Raw genomic sequence first — 14,893 nt, forward strand, 5'->3', positions numbered from 1 at the left:
ACGGCACTCTGCACTACACCTTTGAAAGCCGCGCCCGCCAGGTCGCGAAGCGACGGAAACTCGAAAGCCCAGCACGTAAGTGCTGGGTAAGCCATCCAGGTAGGCCGCAGTCCCGTAGGGACGGCACTCTCAGGATGCTGGTACCATCTCTGCGCCAGTGCAGACATGGGACGACTGACGGGGCTCCTAATCCGCCGCGGGAATGGCCCTCTTTTTCGTTACCTCGCCCTCTTCCAGGATCAGCTCCACCTCGGCCGCATCCACGTCGCTCACCATGGGGATGCCGCTCACCCGGCTGGCCTCCGGCGTCAGCGCCGCGATGTCGCTGCGGCTGATGTACCCCACGGAGAACTTGCGCGCTCCCGCCATCAACTGCCGCAGCCCCTGGGCCAGCCGCTGATAGTACGAGTAGATGCCGATGGCGCCCGTGGGCAACTGGTTGAAGCGGTCGCCCAGCTCCGTTGCATCGTGCGTGTTCGCCGCGATCTCGGTGTGAATTTAGCCGGCATAGCGCTGATTCTTCAGATGCGCGATCATATCAAGTCCCTTCAGCAAGAGGTGGAACGTTTGCGCCGTACGGTTGGGCAAGGAGTGTAAGAGTATGGACAGACTTAAACGGCGACAGATTCGGTTCTCGGCAATCTATCTGATCACGGGACTTTTGGCCCTGTATCTTGTACAGATACTCATCGTACCGCAACAGTCCCAAAGTCTATCGTACAGCGAATTCGTGGCGGAAGTGCGTGCGGGCCGACTTGCCGAAGTCAACATTACCTCTACCGAGCTGATCGGCCTTTTGAAAGAGGATGCCGCCAGGCAGAAGGCCGTTCGACTGATTACCGCGACCCGGCTGCCCGGGATCGATGAATCGCCCTTGGTAAAGGAACTTGAGAGTCACGGCGTCAAGGTGACCGGAACGATACAAGTCCGGTCATGGTGGACCGATTTCCTGTTCTCCTGGATTCTTCCATTGGCGTTGCTCTTCCTCTTTTACGGTTACGGGATGTGGCGCGTGGGGCAAGGCCCCGGATCGCCATTGAGCTTTGGCAAGGCCCGGGCGAAAATCCGCGACGAGTCCGGTGAGCACGAAGTAAAGTTCGCTGACGTGGCCGGCGTGGAGGAAGCCAAGACAGAATTGATAGAGATCGTGGATTTCTTAAGAAATCCACAAAAGTACCAGCGCCTTGGCGGCCGTATTCCGAAAGGAGTTTTGCTCGTGGGGCCGCCGGGAACGGGCAAGACCTTGCTCGCTCGAGCGGTCGCAGGAGAGGCGAGCGTTCCTTTTTTCTCGATCTCTGGCAGCGAATTTGTGGAGCTTTTCGTTGGAATGGGCGCCGCTCGTGTGCGGGATCTGTTCGATCAGGCCAAGCAGAAGGCGCCGTGCATTGTTTTCATCGATGAAATAGACGCCATTGGGAAGGCACGCTCAGCGGGCCGTGGGATGGTCTTTGGACACGACGAGCGCGAGCAAACTCTGAACCAATTGCTCGTTGAGATGGATGGGTTCGATGCCACCAAGGGCGTCGTCATCATGGCGGCGACCAACACCCCGGAGGTTCTGGATCCGGCCCTGCTGCGCGCTGGCCGGTTTGATCGCCAGGTCGTGGTGGACAGACCCGACTTGAAGGGACGGGAGGAGATTCTCCGCGTTCATTCCCGTAAGGCAAAGCTTGCGCCGACTGCCGATCTGAAAACGATCGCCGCACGAACACCTGGAATGGTCGGGGCCGACCTGGCCAACATTATCAACGAGGCGGCGCTGCTGGCCGCCCGTCGCGGTGCCGAACAGGTGGAGCAACGTGATTTGGAGGAGGCGATCGACCGGGTGATGTTGGGGTTGGAGAAAAAGAGCCGTTGCATGTCCCCCGATGAAAAGCAGCGCGTTGCTTATCATGAGTCAGGGCACGCGCTGGTCGCCTTATCGGTCGAGCACGCTGATCCAGTCCATCGCGTCTCCATCATTCCGCGGTCGATCGGCGCGCTCGGGCATATGCTCCAACTGCCCACGCAGGAGAAATATCTGCTGACGAAACCGGAACTGGAAGACCGGATTGCGGTGATGTTGGGAGGGCGCGGGGCGGAGGATATTGTCTACGCTGGGGTCGTGTCCACCGGAGCGTCCGATGACCTGCAACGGGCCTCGGAGTTAGCCCGGCAGATGGTGACGCAATACGGCATGAGCCAGCAACTCGGCCATCTCACCTACGGCGCGCCAATGACTCAGAGGTTTTTGGCGGGGCCGCTTGCGGACTCGGCGCGAAACTACAGCGAGCGCACTGCCCAGCAGATTGACGATGAGGTGCGAGCATTGGTGGATTCCGCGTACTCCCGCGTAAAGAACATTTTGGAACGCCGAAGAAACGATCTGGAGCGGATCGCTACTGAACTGATCCGAAAGGAAACTTTAGACCGCGTTGAACTTCAGGAACTTATTGAGGCGCCCGTCGCGGCGGGAAAAGAGGTTTCTTCCTCATGACGTTTGTCTGGCCGCCTTTCGACGAAATTGTTCGTTTTTCGTTGGCGGCGCTAAGTTCAGTGTTTTTTTACAGTCGAAGACGCAGGAAGTAAGCCGGCCCTCTAATCCGCCGCCGGGATGGCCTTCTTTTTTCTGACCTCGCCCTCTTCCAGGATCAGCTCCACCTCGGCCGCATCCACGTCGCTCACCATGGGGATGCCGCTCACCCGGCTGGCCTCCGGCGTCAGCGCCGCGATGTCGCTGCGGCTGATGTACCCCACGGAGAACTTGCGCGCACCCGCCATCAACTGCCGCAGCCCCTGGGCCAGCCGCTGATAGTACGAGTAGATGCCGATGGCGCCCGTGGGCAACTGGTTGAAGCGGTCGCCCAGCTTCTGCCGCAGCTCCGGCGCCGCCACAAAGACCTCGTCCACCGTGGTCCCGAACCGCTCGATGTAGATGGGCAGGCTCTGCGCCTCGATCGACTTCCCGATCGTCTTGGCCACCATGGCCGCGGCCAGCGGCGAGCGCGCCATCCCGATCAGCTTCACGTACGGCGCGCACAGCGCGAACCCCTTGAACATCTGGTCCTCGAAGGTAAAACCGCCCGCCAGGGCGATGGGCGGAACGTATTCGCCCTTCTTCTCCAACCGCGCCAGGTACTCGTTCAGCAGCGAGAACAGCTCGATCCCCGGCACGCCCCACTCGTTCATCATGCGCCACGGCGACATGCCGGTGCCGCCGCCCGCCGCGTCCACCGTCAGCAGGTCGATCTCCGCCAGCGACGCATACTTCACCGCTCGCGCCAGGTCCGCCGGACGGTACGCTCCCGTCTTCAGCGTCACGTACTTCGCGCCCAGCTTGCGCAACTGCTCCACCCGCTTCAGGAAACCCTCCTGCGTCACCATGCCCACCCGCGAGTGGCGCTCGAACTCGTGGAAGCTGCCTTTCTTGAAGGCCTCGATGACCATGGGGCTCGAGGGATCGGGCAACACCACGTAGCCGCGACGTTGCAGTTCCTGCGCCTTGGCCAGGTCCTTGATCTTCACCTCGCCGCCGATGTCCTTCGCCCCCTGGCCCCACTTCAGCTCCACCGCCGTCACGCCCAGCTTCTCGATGGCGTATTCCTGCACGCCCAGTTGGGTGTCTTCGACGTTGGCCTGGACGTAGACCTCGCCGTAGCCGTCCATCTGCCAGTCGCGGAAGCACTTCACCCGCCAGGCCAGGTCCACGCTGGAGACCACCTTGCCGCCGGCGAACGTGGATTCCATGTCCATGCCTACCACGTTCTCGCCGATGGCGATTCCCGTGCCGGTGATGGCCGCCCCCGCCGCCAGCCCCGGCCAGTTGTTTTTGGCCACGTTGGTGGAGCCCATGGCGGCCAGCGTGAACGGCAGCTTGTAGCGGATGCTCCGGTCGCGCCCGATGCTCACCTCCAGGTCCACGTTGGGGAACAGGGCCTTATTGGAGTCCGGCTCCACACCCCAGGCCCCGGTCGCCCGGCCCAGGATGGTGAAGTGCGACAGATCCACCGGGTAGTCCTTCACCCCGGCCGTGGTCACGATGCCGAAGGGCTGCGGATAGATGATTTCGGCCCCGCGGTACGCGGACTTGCCGATCTCGCACATGCCGATGCAGCCGTCTACGCAGGTGGCGCACATCCCGCTGATCGGCACCACCGAGTCCTCGGTGCGGTTCTTGGTCAGCGTGGCCGCGGACGCATTCAGTCGCGAGTAGCTCATTTCAGTTCTCCTGTCGGGATCTTGAGAAGTTCGCTCTTGCGGCGGACGTCCGCTCGGAACGGTCCGCTCAGTTCGCAGGCGTGGCACGGATCCAGGAAGCACATGGCGTGGTCGTAGCTCTCCAGGCACACGGTGGCGAAGTTCAGGCAGCCGCTACACAGCGTAGTGTCCGCTTGCGGCCCGGCGCAGCGCAGCTCGCACACCGGGCAGATGTAGAGGCAGGCGCCGCACTGCCGGCAGCGCTCGTCCGTCATGTCGAACGGACGCGACACTCGCCGGTCGGCGCCCCGTCCCGCGAATCCGATGGCTCCCGCCATCATCTGCTGCTCGCACATCCGCACGCACAGCCCGCACTGGATGCAGGTCTCGTGTTCCGCCTCGTACCGGCACACGTTCGCGCCGTACCGCGACGCGAGGTCCTGGATGCGCTTCGACGAGGGGCACGTGGCCACGTACAGCTCCAGCAGCAGCTTGCGCGCGCGCTCCACCCGTTCCGAGTGCGTCCACACCACCAGGTTGTCTTCCGCGGGAAGCGTGCACGCGCTCTGCAGCTTGCGCGGCCCGTTGCGCTCCACTTCCACCACGCACAGCCGGCAGGCCCCGGCCGGAGTCAACCCGTCGTCGTGGCAGAGCGTGGGGATGGGAAGCCCCAGATACCGCGCGGCATCCAGCACACTCATCCCCCGCTCGACTTCCACCTCGATGCCGTTGATTCTCATTGTGGGCACGGAACGGCTCCTGTCGAAACCAGCACCGCCTTGGGCTGGCACACCTCCATGCATGCGCCGCAGCGCGTGCACTTCGCCATATCGATGGTGTGCAGCATCTTCTTCTCGCCCAGAATCGCTTCCCCGGCGCACACCTTCACGCACGCCCCGCAGCCGTCGCACAGCGTCGGGTCGATCTCGTAGTAGATGAGCTGCTTGCACACCTTGGCCGGGCACTGCTGGTCGCGGATGTGGGCCAGATACTCGTCGCGGAAATAGCGCAGCGTGGTGAGCACCGGGTTGGCCGCCGTCGTGCCCAGCGCGCACAGCGACGTCTGCTGCATCACCCAGCCCAGGTCCTCCAGCAGCTTCAGGTCTTCTTCCTTGCCGTGGCCGGCGCAGATGCGCGCCAGGATCTCCCGCATGCGCTGTGTCCCCTTGCGGCAGGGGAAGCACTGTCCGCAGGACTCATCCTCCAGGAACTCCATGAAGTAGCGGGCCACGTCCACCATGCAGGTGGAGTCGTCCATCACCACCATGCCGCCCGAACCCATCATCGAGCCCGCCTTGGTCAGCTCTTCGTAGTCGATGGTCAAATCGATCAGGCTGGCCGGGATGCAGCCCCCCGAGGGCCCGCCGATCTGAATGGCCTTGAGCTTCCGCCCTCCCGGGATGCCGCCTCCGATCTCGTAAATCATTTCCCGCAGCGTGATTCCCATCGGTACTTCCACCAGCCCGGTGTTGTTGATCTTGCCCACCAGGGAAAACACCATGGTGCCCTTGCTCTTTGCCGTGCCGATGGATGCGTACCACTCCGCCCCGCGGTTCATGATCACGGGCACGCTGGCCCACGTTTTCACGTTGTTGATCACCGTGGGCCGGTTCCAGAGCCCGCGTTGTACCGGGTACGGAGGCCGCGGCTGGGGCTCGCCCACCTTGCCCTCGATACTGCGCATCAGCGCCGTCTCTTCCCCGCAGACAAACGCGCCCGCGCCTTTCACCACCTGCACGCGGAATCGCATTCCGCTTCCCAGAATGTCGTCTCCCAGCAGCCCATATTGCTCCGCCTGCTCGATGGCCATGCGCAGGTGCTCCACCGCCAGCGGATACTCCGCCCGCACGTACACGTAGCCTTCCTCCACGCCCAGGGCGAAGGCCCCGATGATCATCCCTTCCAGCACGCTGTGCGGATTGCCCTCCAGCAGCGAACGGTCCATGAACGCGCCGGGATCGCCCTCGTCCGCATTGCAGATCAGATAGCGCGGCGCCGGATTCTGCCGGCAGAAGTCCCATTTCGCTCCCGTAGGGAAGCCCGCGCCGCCACGCCCCCGCAGCCCGGAGCGCTTCACCTGGTCGATCACCTGTTCCCAGTTCATGCTCGAAAGAACTTTGCCCAGCGCCGCGTACCCGCCCACCGTCAGGTAGTCGTCTATGTTCTTGGGATCGATGCGGCCGTTGTTGCCGAACAACACCCGCCGCTGCCGGGCGTAGAAAGGAACTTCCTCCTCGCGCACCACGGCTCTGCCGCTGGCCGGGTCCTTGTACAGCAGCTTCTCCACCGGAACGTGGCCGTTGCCGAGGCTGGCGACGATCGCGCGCGCGTCGCCCGGCGCCACCCGGTTGTAGAACGTGCCCTCCGGCCATACGATCATGATCGGCCCGCGCTCGCAGAACCCGTGGCAGCCCGTGCTCTTCACGTCCACGGCGTCCTTCAACCCGGCCTTTTCCACGCCCTTGCCCAGCGCGCTCAGCACTCCCGCCGCCCCCGCCGCCGTGCAGCCGCTGCCCGCGCACACCGTCACGCAGGGACGCTTGGCGTCGCGGATTGCGCTCAGGTGCGCCCGGTACGCCTCGAGTTCGTTAACCGACGCCAACCGTGGCATCGACTTCTCCCGTGGTTTCCGCGGCCGTCTCTTCTTGGGCGCGCTCCGGCTTGCGGTACTTGTTCAGCAGGCCGCGCACCTTGGCCTGCGTCAGGTGCGGATGCGTGTTGGCGTCCACGCGTACCACCGGGGCCAGCCCGCAGCACCCGATGCAGCGCACCGTCAGCACCGTGAACTCCCGGTCCGCGGTGGTGCCCGCTTCCGCCAACTTGAGGATCGTCAGGATGCGATCCAATACCCGCGGTGCCCCGCGCACGTGGCACGCCGTCCCCAGGCACACCTGAATCTGGTGACGGCCCCGCGGCGTCAGGCTGAAGCACCGGTAGAACGTGGCGATGTGATAGACGTCCGTCAGCGGCACCTTCAGTTTGCGGGCCACCCGTTCCAGTGCCGGGTGCGGCAGGTAAAAGTATTTGGACTGGATCTCTTGCAGGATGGCGATCAGGTTGGCGCGTCGGCTGTCGAACTGCTCCAGCAGCGACTCGATCTCCTCGACCGGTTCTTCTTCCATGGTTCCGCTTCCGTGAACGCCCGTTCCCCGCCCTTCACTCCTTGGGACTGCGGCGCAGCGGATGCATCGCAGGCCCCGACCCGCGCCCGACCGGCTCCCGGCAATCCCTCACGGCCGCCGCCGTCTCCAGGAGCTGGCTGGTATGGGGCAATTCGGTCCTGATCTCCGCCAGGTAGATGCGGATCTTCCGCCCCAGATCGGGGTCGGAAAGCTTCCGGATCACCTCGGCGCGCTCCAGCTCGCCACCGCCGTGGCACATCGGACACGGCATCTTGCTCTGGTTCTCGGCCATGGTCGGCACCTCATCCGCCAAGCTGCAGCCGCTTCCTGCTCCCTTAGGCTCGCATCTCGTGCCCCAAGCGGCTGTGACCCCTATCACGAACGCCAGTGACACCCGCGCTCCGCCCTCTCGACCTCGGGCCTGGGGACGGATCCAATGGGGCGATGTAAATCCTGAACGCAGCGAAGGACCTCGGGGGCTTTCCTACGGGGCATTCATGTGGGGTTTTCATGTGGGGCATTCATGTGGGGCATTTTATGTGGGGCATTTATGTGGGGCATTCATGTGGGGCATTTATGTGAGGTATTTATGTAGGGTATTCATGGTGGCCAGGGACGGAATCGAACCGCCGACGCCGGCCTTTTCAGGGCCGCGCTCTACCATCTGAGCTACCTGGCCACGCTCGACCAACCGAGGCAAGCCTATCACCGAGCTGCCTGGCCACGTCACCGCCGGCTGCCGGCCCGGTCGCGCTGGGCCCTGCCCGGCCACGCTGCCAGCGGAAGCTGGCTGCGGCGTGTGCTGCCGGCGGAGACGCCGGCAACTTCGCGAGGAGTGCTGCGGGCGCATCGCCCGGAAGTTCCTGCGGAGGTCTGATTATAGCAAGCGCGCGGATACAATAGCTGCCGTGACGCCGACCATCTTCGTGGTGGAGGACGACGCCGACATCGCCCGCCTGGTGCGCCATCATCTGGAGGGCGCCGGCTACGCCGTGCGCGCGTTCGGCAACACCACCTCGGTGCTGGCGGCGGCGGAAAAGGCGCCGCCCGCGGCCTTCCTGCTGGACATCATGGTGCCGGGCGGCGACGGGCTGGAGCTGTGCCGCCGCATCCGCCAGCACGCCTCACTGGCCATGACGCCGGTCATCTTCCTGACCGCCAAGAGCGGCGAGGCCGACCGCATCGTGGGCCTGGAGCTGGGCGCCGACGACTACATCGTGAAGCCCTTCAGCCCGCGCGAGATGGTGGCGCGAGTGAAGGCGGTCCTGCGGCGCTTCGAGCGCCCTCCTGCCCCGGCGGTGCTGCATGCCGGCGACATCGAGCTGGACACCGGCGCCATGGTGCTCAAGGTGCGCGGGCGGAACGTCCCTACGACAGCCACCGAATTCCGCCTGCTGGACTATCTGATGCGCCACCCCGGGCGCGTGTTTACCCGCGACCAGTTGCTGGACGCCGTCTGGCGCGACACCCACTTCGTCACTCCGCGCTCGGTGGACGTCTACGTGCGCCGCCTGCGCGAGAAGATCGAGAAGGACCCCGAGGACCCGCGCCATCTGCGCACGGTGCGCGGGGCGGGATACCGCTTCGAGGCCGCGAAGTGAGAAGCCGCATTTTCACCAAGCTGCTGCTGGCCTTCCTGCTGGTCATCGCGGTGGCCACGGCGACGCTCGACTTCGTGGTGCGGCGGGCGTGGGAAAACTCCCTGCGCGGCGAGATCGAGCGCTCACTCACCGAAAAGACGCGCCTGCTGGCGGCGCGCGTCCGCCACACATCGACGGAATCCTTGGCGGCGGTGGTGAAAGAAGAGGCGCAGGCCGCAGGCGCGCGCGCCACCGTCGTTGAGAGTTCCGGGAAGGTTCTGGCGGATTCCGAAGGCGACCCGCTGACCATGGAGAACCACGCCACGCGGCCGGAGTTCCGTGCCGCGCTGGCCGGCGGCACGGGCTCCGACGTCCGGCGCAGCCAGACCGTGGGGGTCGAGTTCCTGTACGTGGCCGTGCCCATTGCCGGGGGCGCGGTGCGGCTGGCCTATCCGCTCACCGAGATCGCGGAGACGACGGCCGAGATCCGCCGCGGCCTGCTGCGCGGCTCGGCGCTGGCGGTGCTGATGGCGACGCTGCTGGCGGCGGTGCTGGCGCACTCCATCGCGGGACGGCTACGGCGCATCGTCGAGTTCGCACAGCGCATCGCCTCGGGCGACCTCAGCGCGCGCGTCGCCGAGCGCTCCACGGACGAGATTGCGCAGGTGGCAGCGGCACTGGATGCGACCGCGCGCCAGCTCGAGCAGAGCTTCCGCGCCCTCGACCACAGCCGGCACCAACTGGAAGCCGTGCTCAACGGCATGCAGGAAGCCGTGATCGCCGTAGGTCCCGACGGGCGCACGGAGTGGGCCAACGGCCGCATGCGCGAGCTGGTGGAGGGCATCCGTTTGGGCGCGCCCCTGGTCGAGACCGTGCGCCAGCCGGAACTGCTGAAGGCGGTGGAAGAAGCGGCGGCGCGCCGCGAGGTGCGCCGCGCTCGCGTCTCCGGAGTGGTCCCGGGTCGCACGTTCGAGGTGACGGCCGCACCGCTGGCCGCGGACGGCGCCGTCGCCGTGCTGCACGACCTGACCGAGATCGAGCGCGTCGAGCAGACGCGGCGCGACTTCATCGCCAATGTCTCCCACGAACTGCGCACGCCGCTCACTTCCATCCAGGGCTACGCCGAGACCCTGATCGAGTCCGGCGCCGGCGGCGAAGCCGGTCGCGAGTTCCTGGAGATCATCCGCAAGAACGCCTCCCGCATGGCCCGCCTGACCGAAGACCTGCTGACGCTGGCGCGGGTGGAATCCGGCGAACGCGCCTTCGAACTGCGTCCCGTCGACGCCGGTGAACTGCTGGAAGACGCGGTGCAGAGCTTCCGGGAGACGGCACGCGCGCGCGGCGTCGAGCTGGTGGTCGAGAACCGGGCCACGCGGTCCGTGCTGGCCGACCGCGATTCCATCCACCAGGTGTTCGCCAACCTGATCGACAACGCGCTGAAGTATTCGCCCGCGGGCGGGAGGGTCGTGGTGGGCGCGCGCCAGGATGGGGCCGAGCCCGGCGGGCGCATCGAGTTCTTTGTGCGCGACCAGGGCCCGGGCGTCGCCTCCGAGCACTTGCCGCGCCTGTTCGAGCGCTTCTACCGCGTGGATAAGGCGCGCTCGCGCGAGTCCGGCGGCACCGGCCTGGGCCTGGCCATCGCCAAGCACATCGTGCTGGCCCACGGCGGCACCATCCGCGCCGAGAGCGAACTGGGACACGGGTCGACGTTCGTGTTCACGCTGGTGGGGGCGGAAAAATCCGTAGCTGCGAGTGCCGGGTAGCGAGGTTGTCTCCCAGGTACGCGCCCAACAGCGGGGCGCGAATGTGGGGACAATCGCGACGTGAGTGGTGAATCTTGCGTGGTGGATTTGACTGGCTGCCCTCCCTCGCGCGCCCTCGTTCCACGCAGTTCGCTCGGGCGCGCTCGGGAGGGCAGCAGGAACTTGCCGAGCCCCGCTAGGGACGAATGAAAATAGCCCACCGATTTATCGGTGGGGAACAACAGAGACGGAGCGCAGTCCCGGGAAAGACGGCTGAACTCCGAGCCTGGGGATGGAAGGGCAACCCAAGGTCTTCGCTCCGGTTTCCCGCGCTCCGCCCCGCAAGCAAAGCTTGCGGGGACCCGGAGAAGCCGCGCGGGAGCCCTCTGCGCTCAGGATGACGGCGATGGATTGCGTTGGTTTATCAAGCTGGATTTCGTGGCACACTGTCCGAACTCGGAGCCGCGATGAAACCAAAGACTCTCTATCTTCAACTTTGCATCCTGGGGACAGTCCTTCCCTACTGGCAGTTTATTCCGTTTCTGGGTGAACACGGGCCTGATGCGCGATTGTTCGTCGAAGAGCTTTTTGCCAACCTATGTAATTAACTGAAAACACAACGGTTATCATTGTCAAGAGACATAATTTGTCATTTTCCCGCTAACTCACTGCAAGCAAACCAAATATAGTTGTGAGCAAAATTGCGCAATGGTCCCATTCAATATGCTATTCTGAAATTAGATAGTGAGGAAAGGGCGCGGAGTCCTTCCGCTCCTTGCTGCTTGGCCCCCGATGCCTTCGGGGCGTGGGTGGAACGTCTGAAATCACCCAATCACCAAGCCACCAAATCGCGAAATGTGAGGAGCCCCCATGCCTCGTTCCCCTCGCCTCTCCAGATCCCGGGCCCGCCCCACATCTGCCCGGAAGTCCACTGATCAGAAGCGCAACGGCGAAGTGGCCGAACTCTGCTTTGCCCATCGCGCCGCTCAACTCGGCCTCATCGTCTCCAAGCCCTACGGCGATTCCGCCCCGTACGATTTCGTAGTCGAGGGCGGCGGCAAGCTGCGGCGCGTGCAGGTGAAGTCGGCCTCCGTGGTGGACGGCAATTCCTACCACGTGAACGCCGGCCATGGGGCGAGCAACAAGCGGCAGTATGGACCAAGGCAAGTGGATGTGCTGGCAGCGTACGTAGCGCCGGAGGAGGCGTGGTACTTGATTCCGCGTGAAAAGCTGGGAGGGCGCAAGACGATCCGGATGGCGCCGCACAGGGAGGGCAACGGGAGGCTGGAGCGATTTCGCGAGCGCTGGACCGTCCTCGGCGCGCCGCAGCGAGAGTTGACGCTGGAGACCTGCGAGCTGGCGAGGCGGCCTGGACGAACGCCGTGAGCGGCCTGAGCAGTAATGCCGGCGATGTTGCTGGACCGGCTGAAGAAACAGAGCTAGTACCGAGTACCTAGTACCCAGTTGCCAGTCGAGCAGAGATCACGAGAGCAGCTCTACGGCAGAGTCTGGGAAGGATTTCACTGAGTACCGGGGACCGGGTGCTGGAACTGGGTACCGGATACTTCTTTCAACGGATATTCAACGCTCCGTAACAAAGCGTTAACAAAGTGCGCGTACAACTGACTCAAACACAAAGCCAACCAGCCCAAGGAGAGAGCATGAAACAGAAGGCAGGGTGCGCCGTGATCCTGGCGATGTTGCTGGCCCCGAAAGCAGCCGCCGCGGAGAAGAAACCCAAGCCGGAAACTGCAACCGCCGAAGAGGTCCGGGAGCTGCGCGAGATGCTGCAGGCGCAGAGCGAGGAACTGCGGCAGTTGCGCGAGGAGATGGGACGCATGAGGGCCGAGCAGCAGGCGCGGGCGGCGTCGCGAGAGGCCTCCGACTCGCGCCTGGCAGCCGTAGAAGCGTCGTCGAGCCGGCAGCAGGAGTCGTTCGGGAAGCTGGAGTCGGATGTGAAGGGCGTGCAGGCCGCGATGGCCAGCTCCGCCGCGACCACCCAAGAAGACCAGAAGCGGGTGGCTGCCCTGGAAGGAACGCTGGGCCGCTTCCGGTTCTCGGGCGACGTGCGGGTGCGCTACGAGAATTTCTACCAGGGCGGGACGCAAGACCGGCACCGGGAGCGCATCCGGCTGCGCTTCGGCGTGGAAGGCAAGCTGGGCGAGGATTTCTACGGCGGGCTGTTCCTGGCCTCGGGCGCGGTAGCCAATGGATTTCCTTCTCTCCAGGATCCTGTGTCGACCAACGAAACGCTGACCAGCTTTTTTGAGCGCAAGACGGTGGGCTTCGATCGCGGCTGGATCACGTACCAGCCGCCGGCGCACAAGTGGCTGCAGGTCACGGGGGGAAAATTCGCCTATACCTGGGCCCGCACGCCGCTCACCTTCGACAACGACTTGAATCCGGAAGGCTTCAGCGAAAAGGTTTCGTTCGAGGTGAAGAACTCGGTGATACGCAACGTCACGGTCAATCCCATGCAGATCATGTTCAACGAAGCAGGCGGCGACAACGACGCCTTTGCCGTAGGCGGAGCGGTGAGCACGCGCCTGCAGTTCGGCAACCGGTTGACCATCACACCTTCGTACTCGCTGCTGAACTGGCGGAACGCGGACGTGATCGCGCAGGCCGCGAGCCCGTTGGGCGGCGGCACACGCATCATCAACGCCAACGCGCAGACCAACGCCACGCGCAACTGCGGCGCCGGAGGCGAGGTGGGCTGCCGTGTGACGACCGGATCGCCGACCCGGGAATTTGTTTCCAAGTTCCTGTACAGCGACTTCATCCTGGATGCGAACATCAAGACGCGGTGGAATCGCTGGCCGGTCCGCATCCTGGGCGAATATCTGAAAAACCTGAACGCTGAGAACAAGGACCCGCTGGCCGCGGGCAAGCAGGACTCCGCCTTCTGGAGCGAGGTCAGCATCGGCCAGACGAAGAACAAGAACGACCTGCAGTTCGGCTACATGTTCTCGCGCATCGAGCAGGACGCGGTGATCTCGCAGTTCAACGAAAGCGACAACCGGGCTTCCACCAACATCCTGCAGCACCGGCTGTACGCGTTGTGGAAGATACGCAACAACGTCACCGCGAACTATACCTTCTTCATCGGCCGGACGCTGGACTGCCGCCTGCAGAACGCCGCGCTGGCGAACGGTTTCACCTGCAACACGACGCCCCCGTTCAACACGGAACCGTACCTCAAGCGCATGCAATTTGACGTTATTTACAGCTTCTAGAGGAAACCCAAAGAGGAGAGAGCGGATGCGAACCCTGACGACGATGACAATCTCACTGACGCTGCTGCTGGCGGCGGGCTGCCAGAAGCACGCGATGCTGGTGAAAGTGGATGGCTCGAGCACGGTGTTCCCCATCACCGAAGCGGTGGCCGAGGAGTTCCAGAAGGCGAACCCGAACGTGAAGGTGACGGTGGGCATCTCGGGGACGGGGGGAGGCTTCAAGAAGTTCTGCGCGGGTGAGACGGACATCTCCGACGCTTCGCGGCCCATCAAGCCGAGCGAAGTGGAGCTGTGCCGCCAGAACGGCGTCGAGTACATCGAGCTGCCGGTGGCCTATGACGGCCTGGCGGTGGTGATCAACCCCAAAAACACCTGGGCGGAGTTCATCACCGCCGACGAGTTGAAGACCATGTGGGCGCCGGAAGCGCAGGGAAAAATCACCAAGTGGAGCCAGGTGCGCAAGGGCTGGCCGGACAAGGAACTGCTGCTGTTCGGGGCGGGGGTGGACTCGGGCACGTACGACTATTTCACCGAGGCCATTGTGCACAAAGAGCACTCCAGCCGCGGCGATTACACCTCGAGCGAGGATGACAACGTGATCGTGCAGGGCGTGGCCAACGACGAGCGCGCCCTGGGGTTCTTCGGCTACGCCTATTTCGAAGAGAACAAGGACAAGCTGAAGTTGCTGCCGGTGGACGACGGCAACAAGGAGAACGGGGACGGGCCGATCGCGCCCTCGGTGGAGACGGTGCGCAACGGGACGTACCAGCCGCTCTCGCGGCCCATCTTCATCTACATCTCGAAGAAGGCGCTGGGGCGCGAAGAAGTGGCGAACTTCGTGAAGTTCTACCTCGCCAATAGCGAGAAGCTGGTGCGGGAAGTGGGTTACATCCCTCTGCCGGCGCGGGCCTACACGCTGGCGCAGCAGCGCGCGGACGCAGGCGTGACGGGCTCGCTGTTCGGCGGCAAGGGATCGCAAGTAGGGGTCTCCATCGAGACGCTGCTGGAGAAGGAGAGCGGGGCAGCCGGGAAATAGG

Annotated in this window: 12 protein-coding genes and 1 tRNA gene; 6 read left to right on the forward strand and 7 right to left on the reverse strand. The window is 64.3% G+C overall.

What is annotated here, in order from left to right; translation table 11 throughout:
• Positions 1–186: 186 nt before the first annotated feature.
• The gene (locus VNK82_08885) at positions 187–435 is read right to left on the reverse strand and encodes a hypothetical protein (GenBank protein ID HXE91063.1); all 249 of its coding nucleotides are present in this window, start codon (positions 433–435) and stop codon (positions 187–189) included.
• A 166-nt stretch (positions 436–601) separates the two neighbouring features.
• On the opposite strand from VNK82_08885, the gene ftsH reads away from it, so the two are divergent.
• Complete coding sequence (gene ftsH / locus VNK82_08890; protein ID HXE91064.1) at positions 602–2,476, forward strand: ATP-dependent zinc metalloprotease FtsH; 1,875 nt, start codon at positions 602–604, stop codon at positions 2,474–2,476.
• Positions 2,477–2,577: 101 nt separating this feature from the next.
• Here ftsH and VNK82_08895 read toward each other — a convergent pair whose 3' ends face one another.
• The 6 genes from VNK82_08895 to VNK82_08920 all read right to left on the reverse strand — a co-directional run bounded on the left by VNK82_08895 (position 2,578) and on the right by VNK82_08920 (position 7,977).
• Complete coding sequence (locus VNK82_08895; protein ID HXE91065.1) at positions 2,578–4,197, reverse strand: FMN-binding glutamate synthase family protein; 1,620 nt, start codon at positions 4,195–4,197, stop codon at positions 2,578–2,580.
• Complete coding sequence (locus VNK82_08900; GenBank protein ID HXE91066.1) at positions 4,194–4,916, reverse strand: 2Fe-2S iron-sulfur cluster-binding protein; 723 nt, start codon at positions 4,914–4,916, stop codon at positions 4,194–4,196. The genes VNK82_08895 and VNK82_08900 overlap by 4 nt, the downstream gene beginning before the upstream one ends.
• Positions 4,913–6,787, reverse strand: coding sequence for an NADH-quinone oxidoreductase subunit NuoF (nuoF, locus tag VNK82_08905; protein HXE91067.1), 1,875 nt, complete (start codon positions 6,785–6,787; stop codon positions 4,913–4,915). Before nuoF ends, VNK82_08900 begins: the two co-directional genes overlap by 4 nt.
• Positions 6,765–7,298, reverse strand: a complete 534-nt coding sequence (locus VNK82_08910; protein HXE91068.1) for an NAD(P)H-dependent oxidoreductase subunit E — start codon at positions 7,296–7,298, stop codon at positions 6,765–6,767. The genes nuoF and VNK82_08910 overlap by 23 nt, the downstream gene beginning before the upstream one ends.
• A 34-nt stretch (positions 7,299–7,332) precedes the next feature.
• Positions 7,333–7,590 carry a hypothetical protein gene (locus tag VNK82_08915; protein HXE91069.1) on the reverse strand — a complete coding sequence of 86 codons (258 nt, stop codon included), beginning with the start codon at positions 7,588–7,590 and terminating at the stop codon, positions 7,333–7,335.
• Positions 7,591–7,901: 311 nt separating this feature from the next.
• A tRNA-Phe gene (locus VNK82_08920) sits at positions 7,902–7,977 on the reverse strand.
• A 229-nt stretch (positions 7,978–8,206) separates the two neighbouring features.
• On the opposite strand from VNK82_08920, the gene VNK82_08925 reads away from it, so the two are divergent.
• The 5 genes from VNK82_08925 (at position 8,207) to VNK82_08945 (ending at position 14,892) form a co-directional block, all read left to right on the forward strand.
• The gene (locus VNK82_08925) at positions 8,207–8,899 is read left to right on the forward strand and encodes a response regulator transcription factor (GenBank protein ID HXE91070.1); all 693 of its coding nucleotides are present in this window, start codon (positions 8,207–8,209) and stop codon (positions 8,897–8,899) included.
• On the forward strand, positions 8,896–10,641 hold the full coding sequence (locus tag VNK82_08930; GenBank protein HXE91071.1) for an ATP-binding protein: 1,746 nt from the start codon (positions 8,896–8,898) through the stop codon (positions 10,639–10,641). The genes VNK82_08925 and VNK82_08930 overlap by 4 nt, the downstream gene beginning before the upstream one ends.
• Before the next feature lie 849 nt (positions 10,642–11,490).
• Positions 11,491–12,006, forward strand: a complete 516-nt coding sequence (locus VNK82_08935; protein HXE91072.1) for a group I intron-associated PD-(D/E)XK endonuclease — start codon at positions 11,491–11,493, stop codon at positions 12,004–12,006.
• 275 nt (positions 12,007–12,281) lie between these two features.
• Complete coding sequence (locus VNK82_08940; GenBank protein ID HXE91073.1) at positions 12,282–13,856, forward strand: putative porin; 1,575 nt, start codon at positions 12,282–12,284, stop codon at positions 13,854–13,856.
• 43 nt (positions 13,857–13,899) lie between these two features.
• The gene (locus VNK82_08945; GenBank protein HXE91074.1) at positions 13,900–14,892 is read left to right on the forward strand and encodes a PstS family phosphate ABC transporter substrate-binding protein; all 993 of its coding nucleotides are present in this window, start codon (positions 13,900–13,902) and stop codon (positions 14,890–14,892) included.
• Position 14,893 lies beyond the last annotated feature (1 nt).

The organism is Terriglobales bacterium (assembly GCA_035573675.1).
In the GTDB taxonomy this organism is placed as follows: domain Bacteria; phylum Acidobacteriota; class Terriglobia; order Terriglobales; family Acidobacteriaceae; genus DATMAB01.

Coding starts and splice junctions, on each gene's coding strand:
- VNK82_08915 (HXE91069.1), bottom strand. CDS start 7,590: ATGGCCGAGAACCAGAGCAAGATGCCGTGTCCGATGTGCCACGGCGGT.
- nuoF (HXE91067.1), bottom strand. CDS start 6,787: ATGCCACGGTTGGCGTCGGTTAACGAACTCGAGGCGTACCGGGCGCAC.
- VNK82_08935 (HXE91072.1), top strand. CDS start 11,491: ATGCCTCGTTCCCCTCGCCTCTCCAGATCCCGGGCCCGCCCCACATCT.
- VNK82_08910 (HXE91068.1), bottom strand. CDS start 7,298: ATGGAAGAAGAACCGGTCGAGGAGATCGAGTCGCTGCTGGAGCAGTTC.
- VNK82_08945 (HXE91074.1), top strand. CDS start 13,900: ATGACAATCTCACTGACGCTGCTGCTGGCGGCGGGCTGCCAGAAGCAC.
- ftsH (HXE91064.1), top strand. CDS start 602: ATGGACAGACTTAAACGGCGACAGATTCGGTTCTCGGCAATCTATCTG.
- VNK82_08940 (HXE91073.1), top strand. CDS start 12,282: ATGAAACAGAAGGCAGGGTGCGCCGTGATCCTGGCGATGTTGCTGGCC.
- VNK82_08900 (HXE91066.1), bottom strand. CDS start 4,916: ATGAGAATCAACGGCATCGAGGTGGAAGTCGAGCGGGGGATGAGTGTG.
- VNK82_08895 (HXE91065.1), bottom strand. CDS start 4,197: ATGAGCTACTCGCGACTGAATGCGTCCGCGGCCACGCTGACCAAGAAC.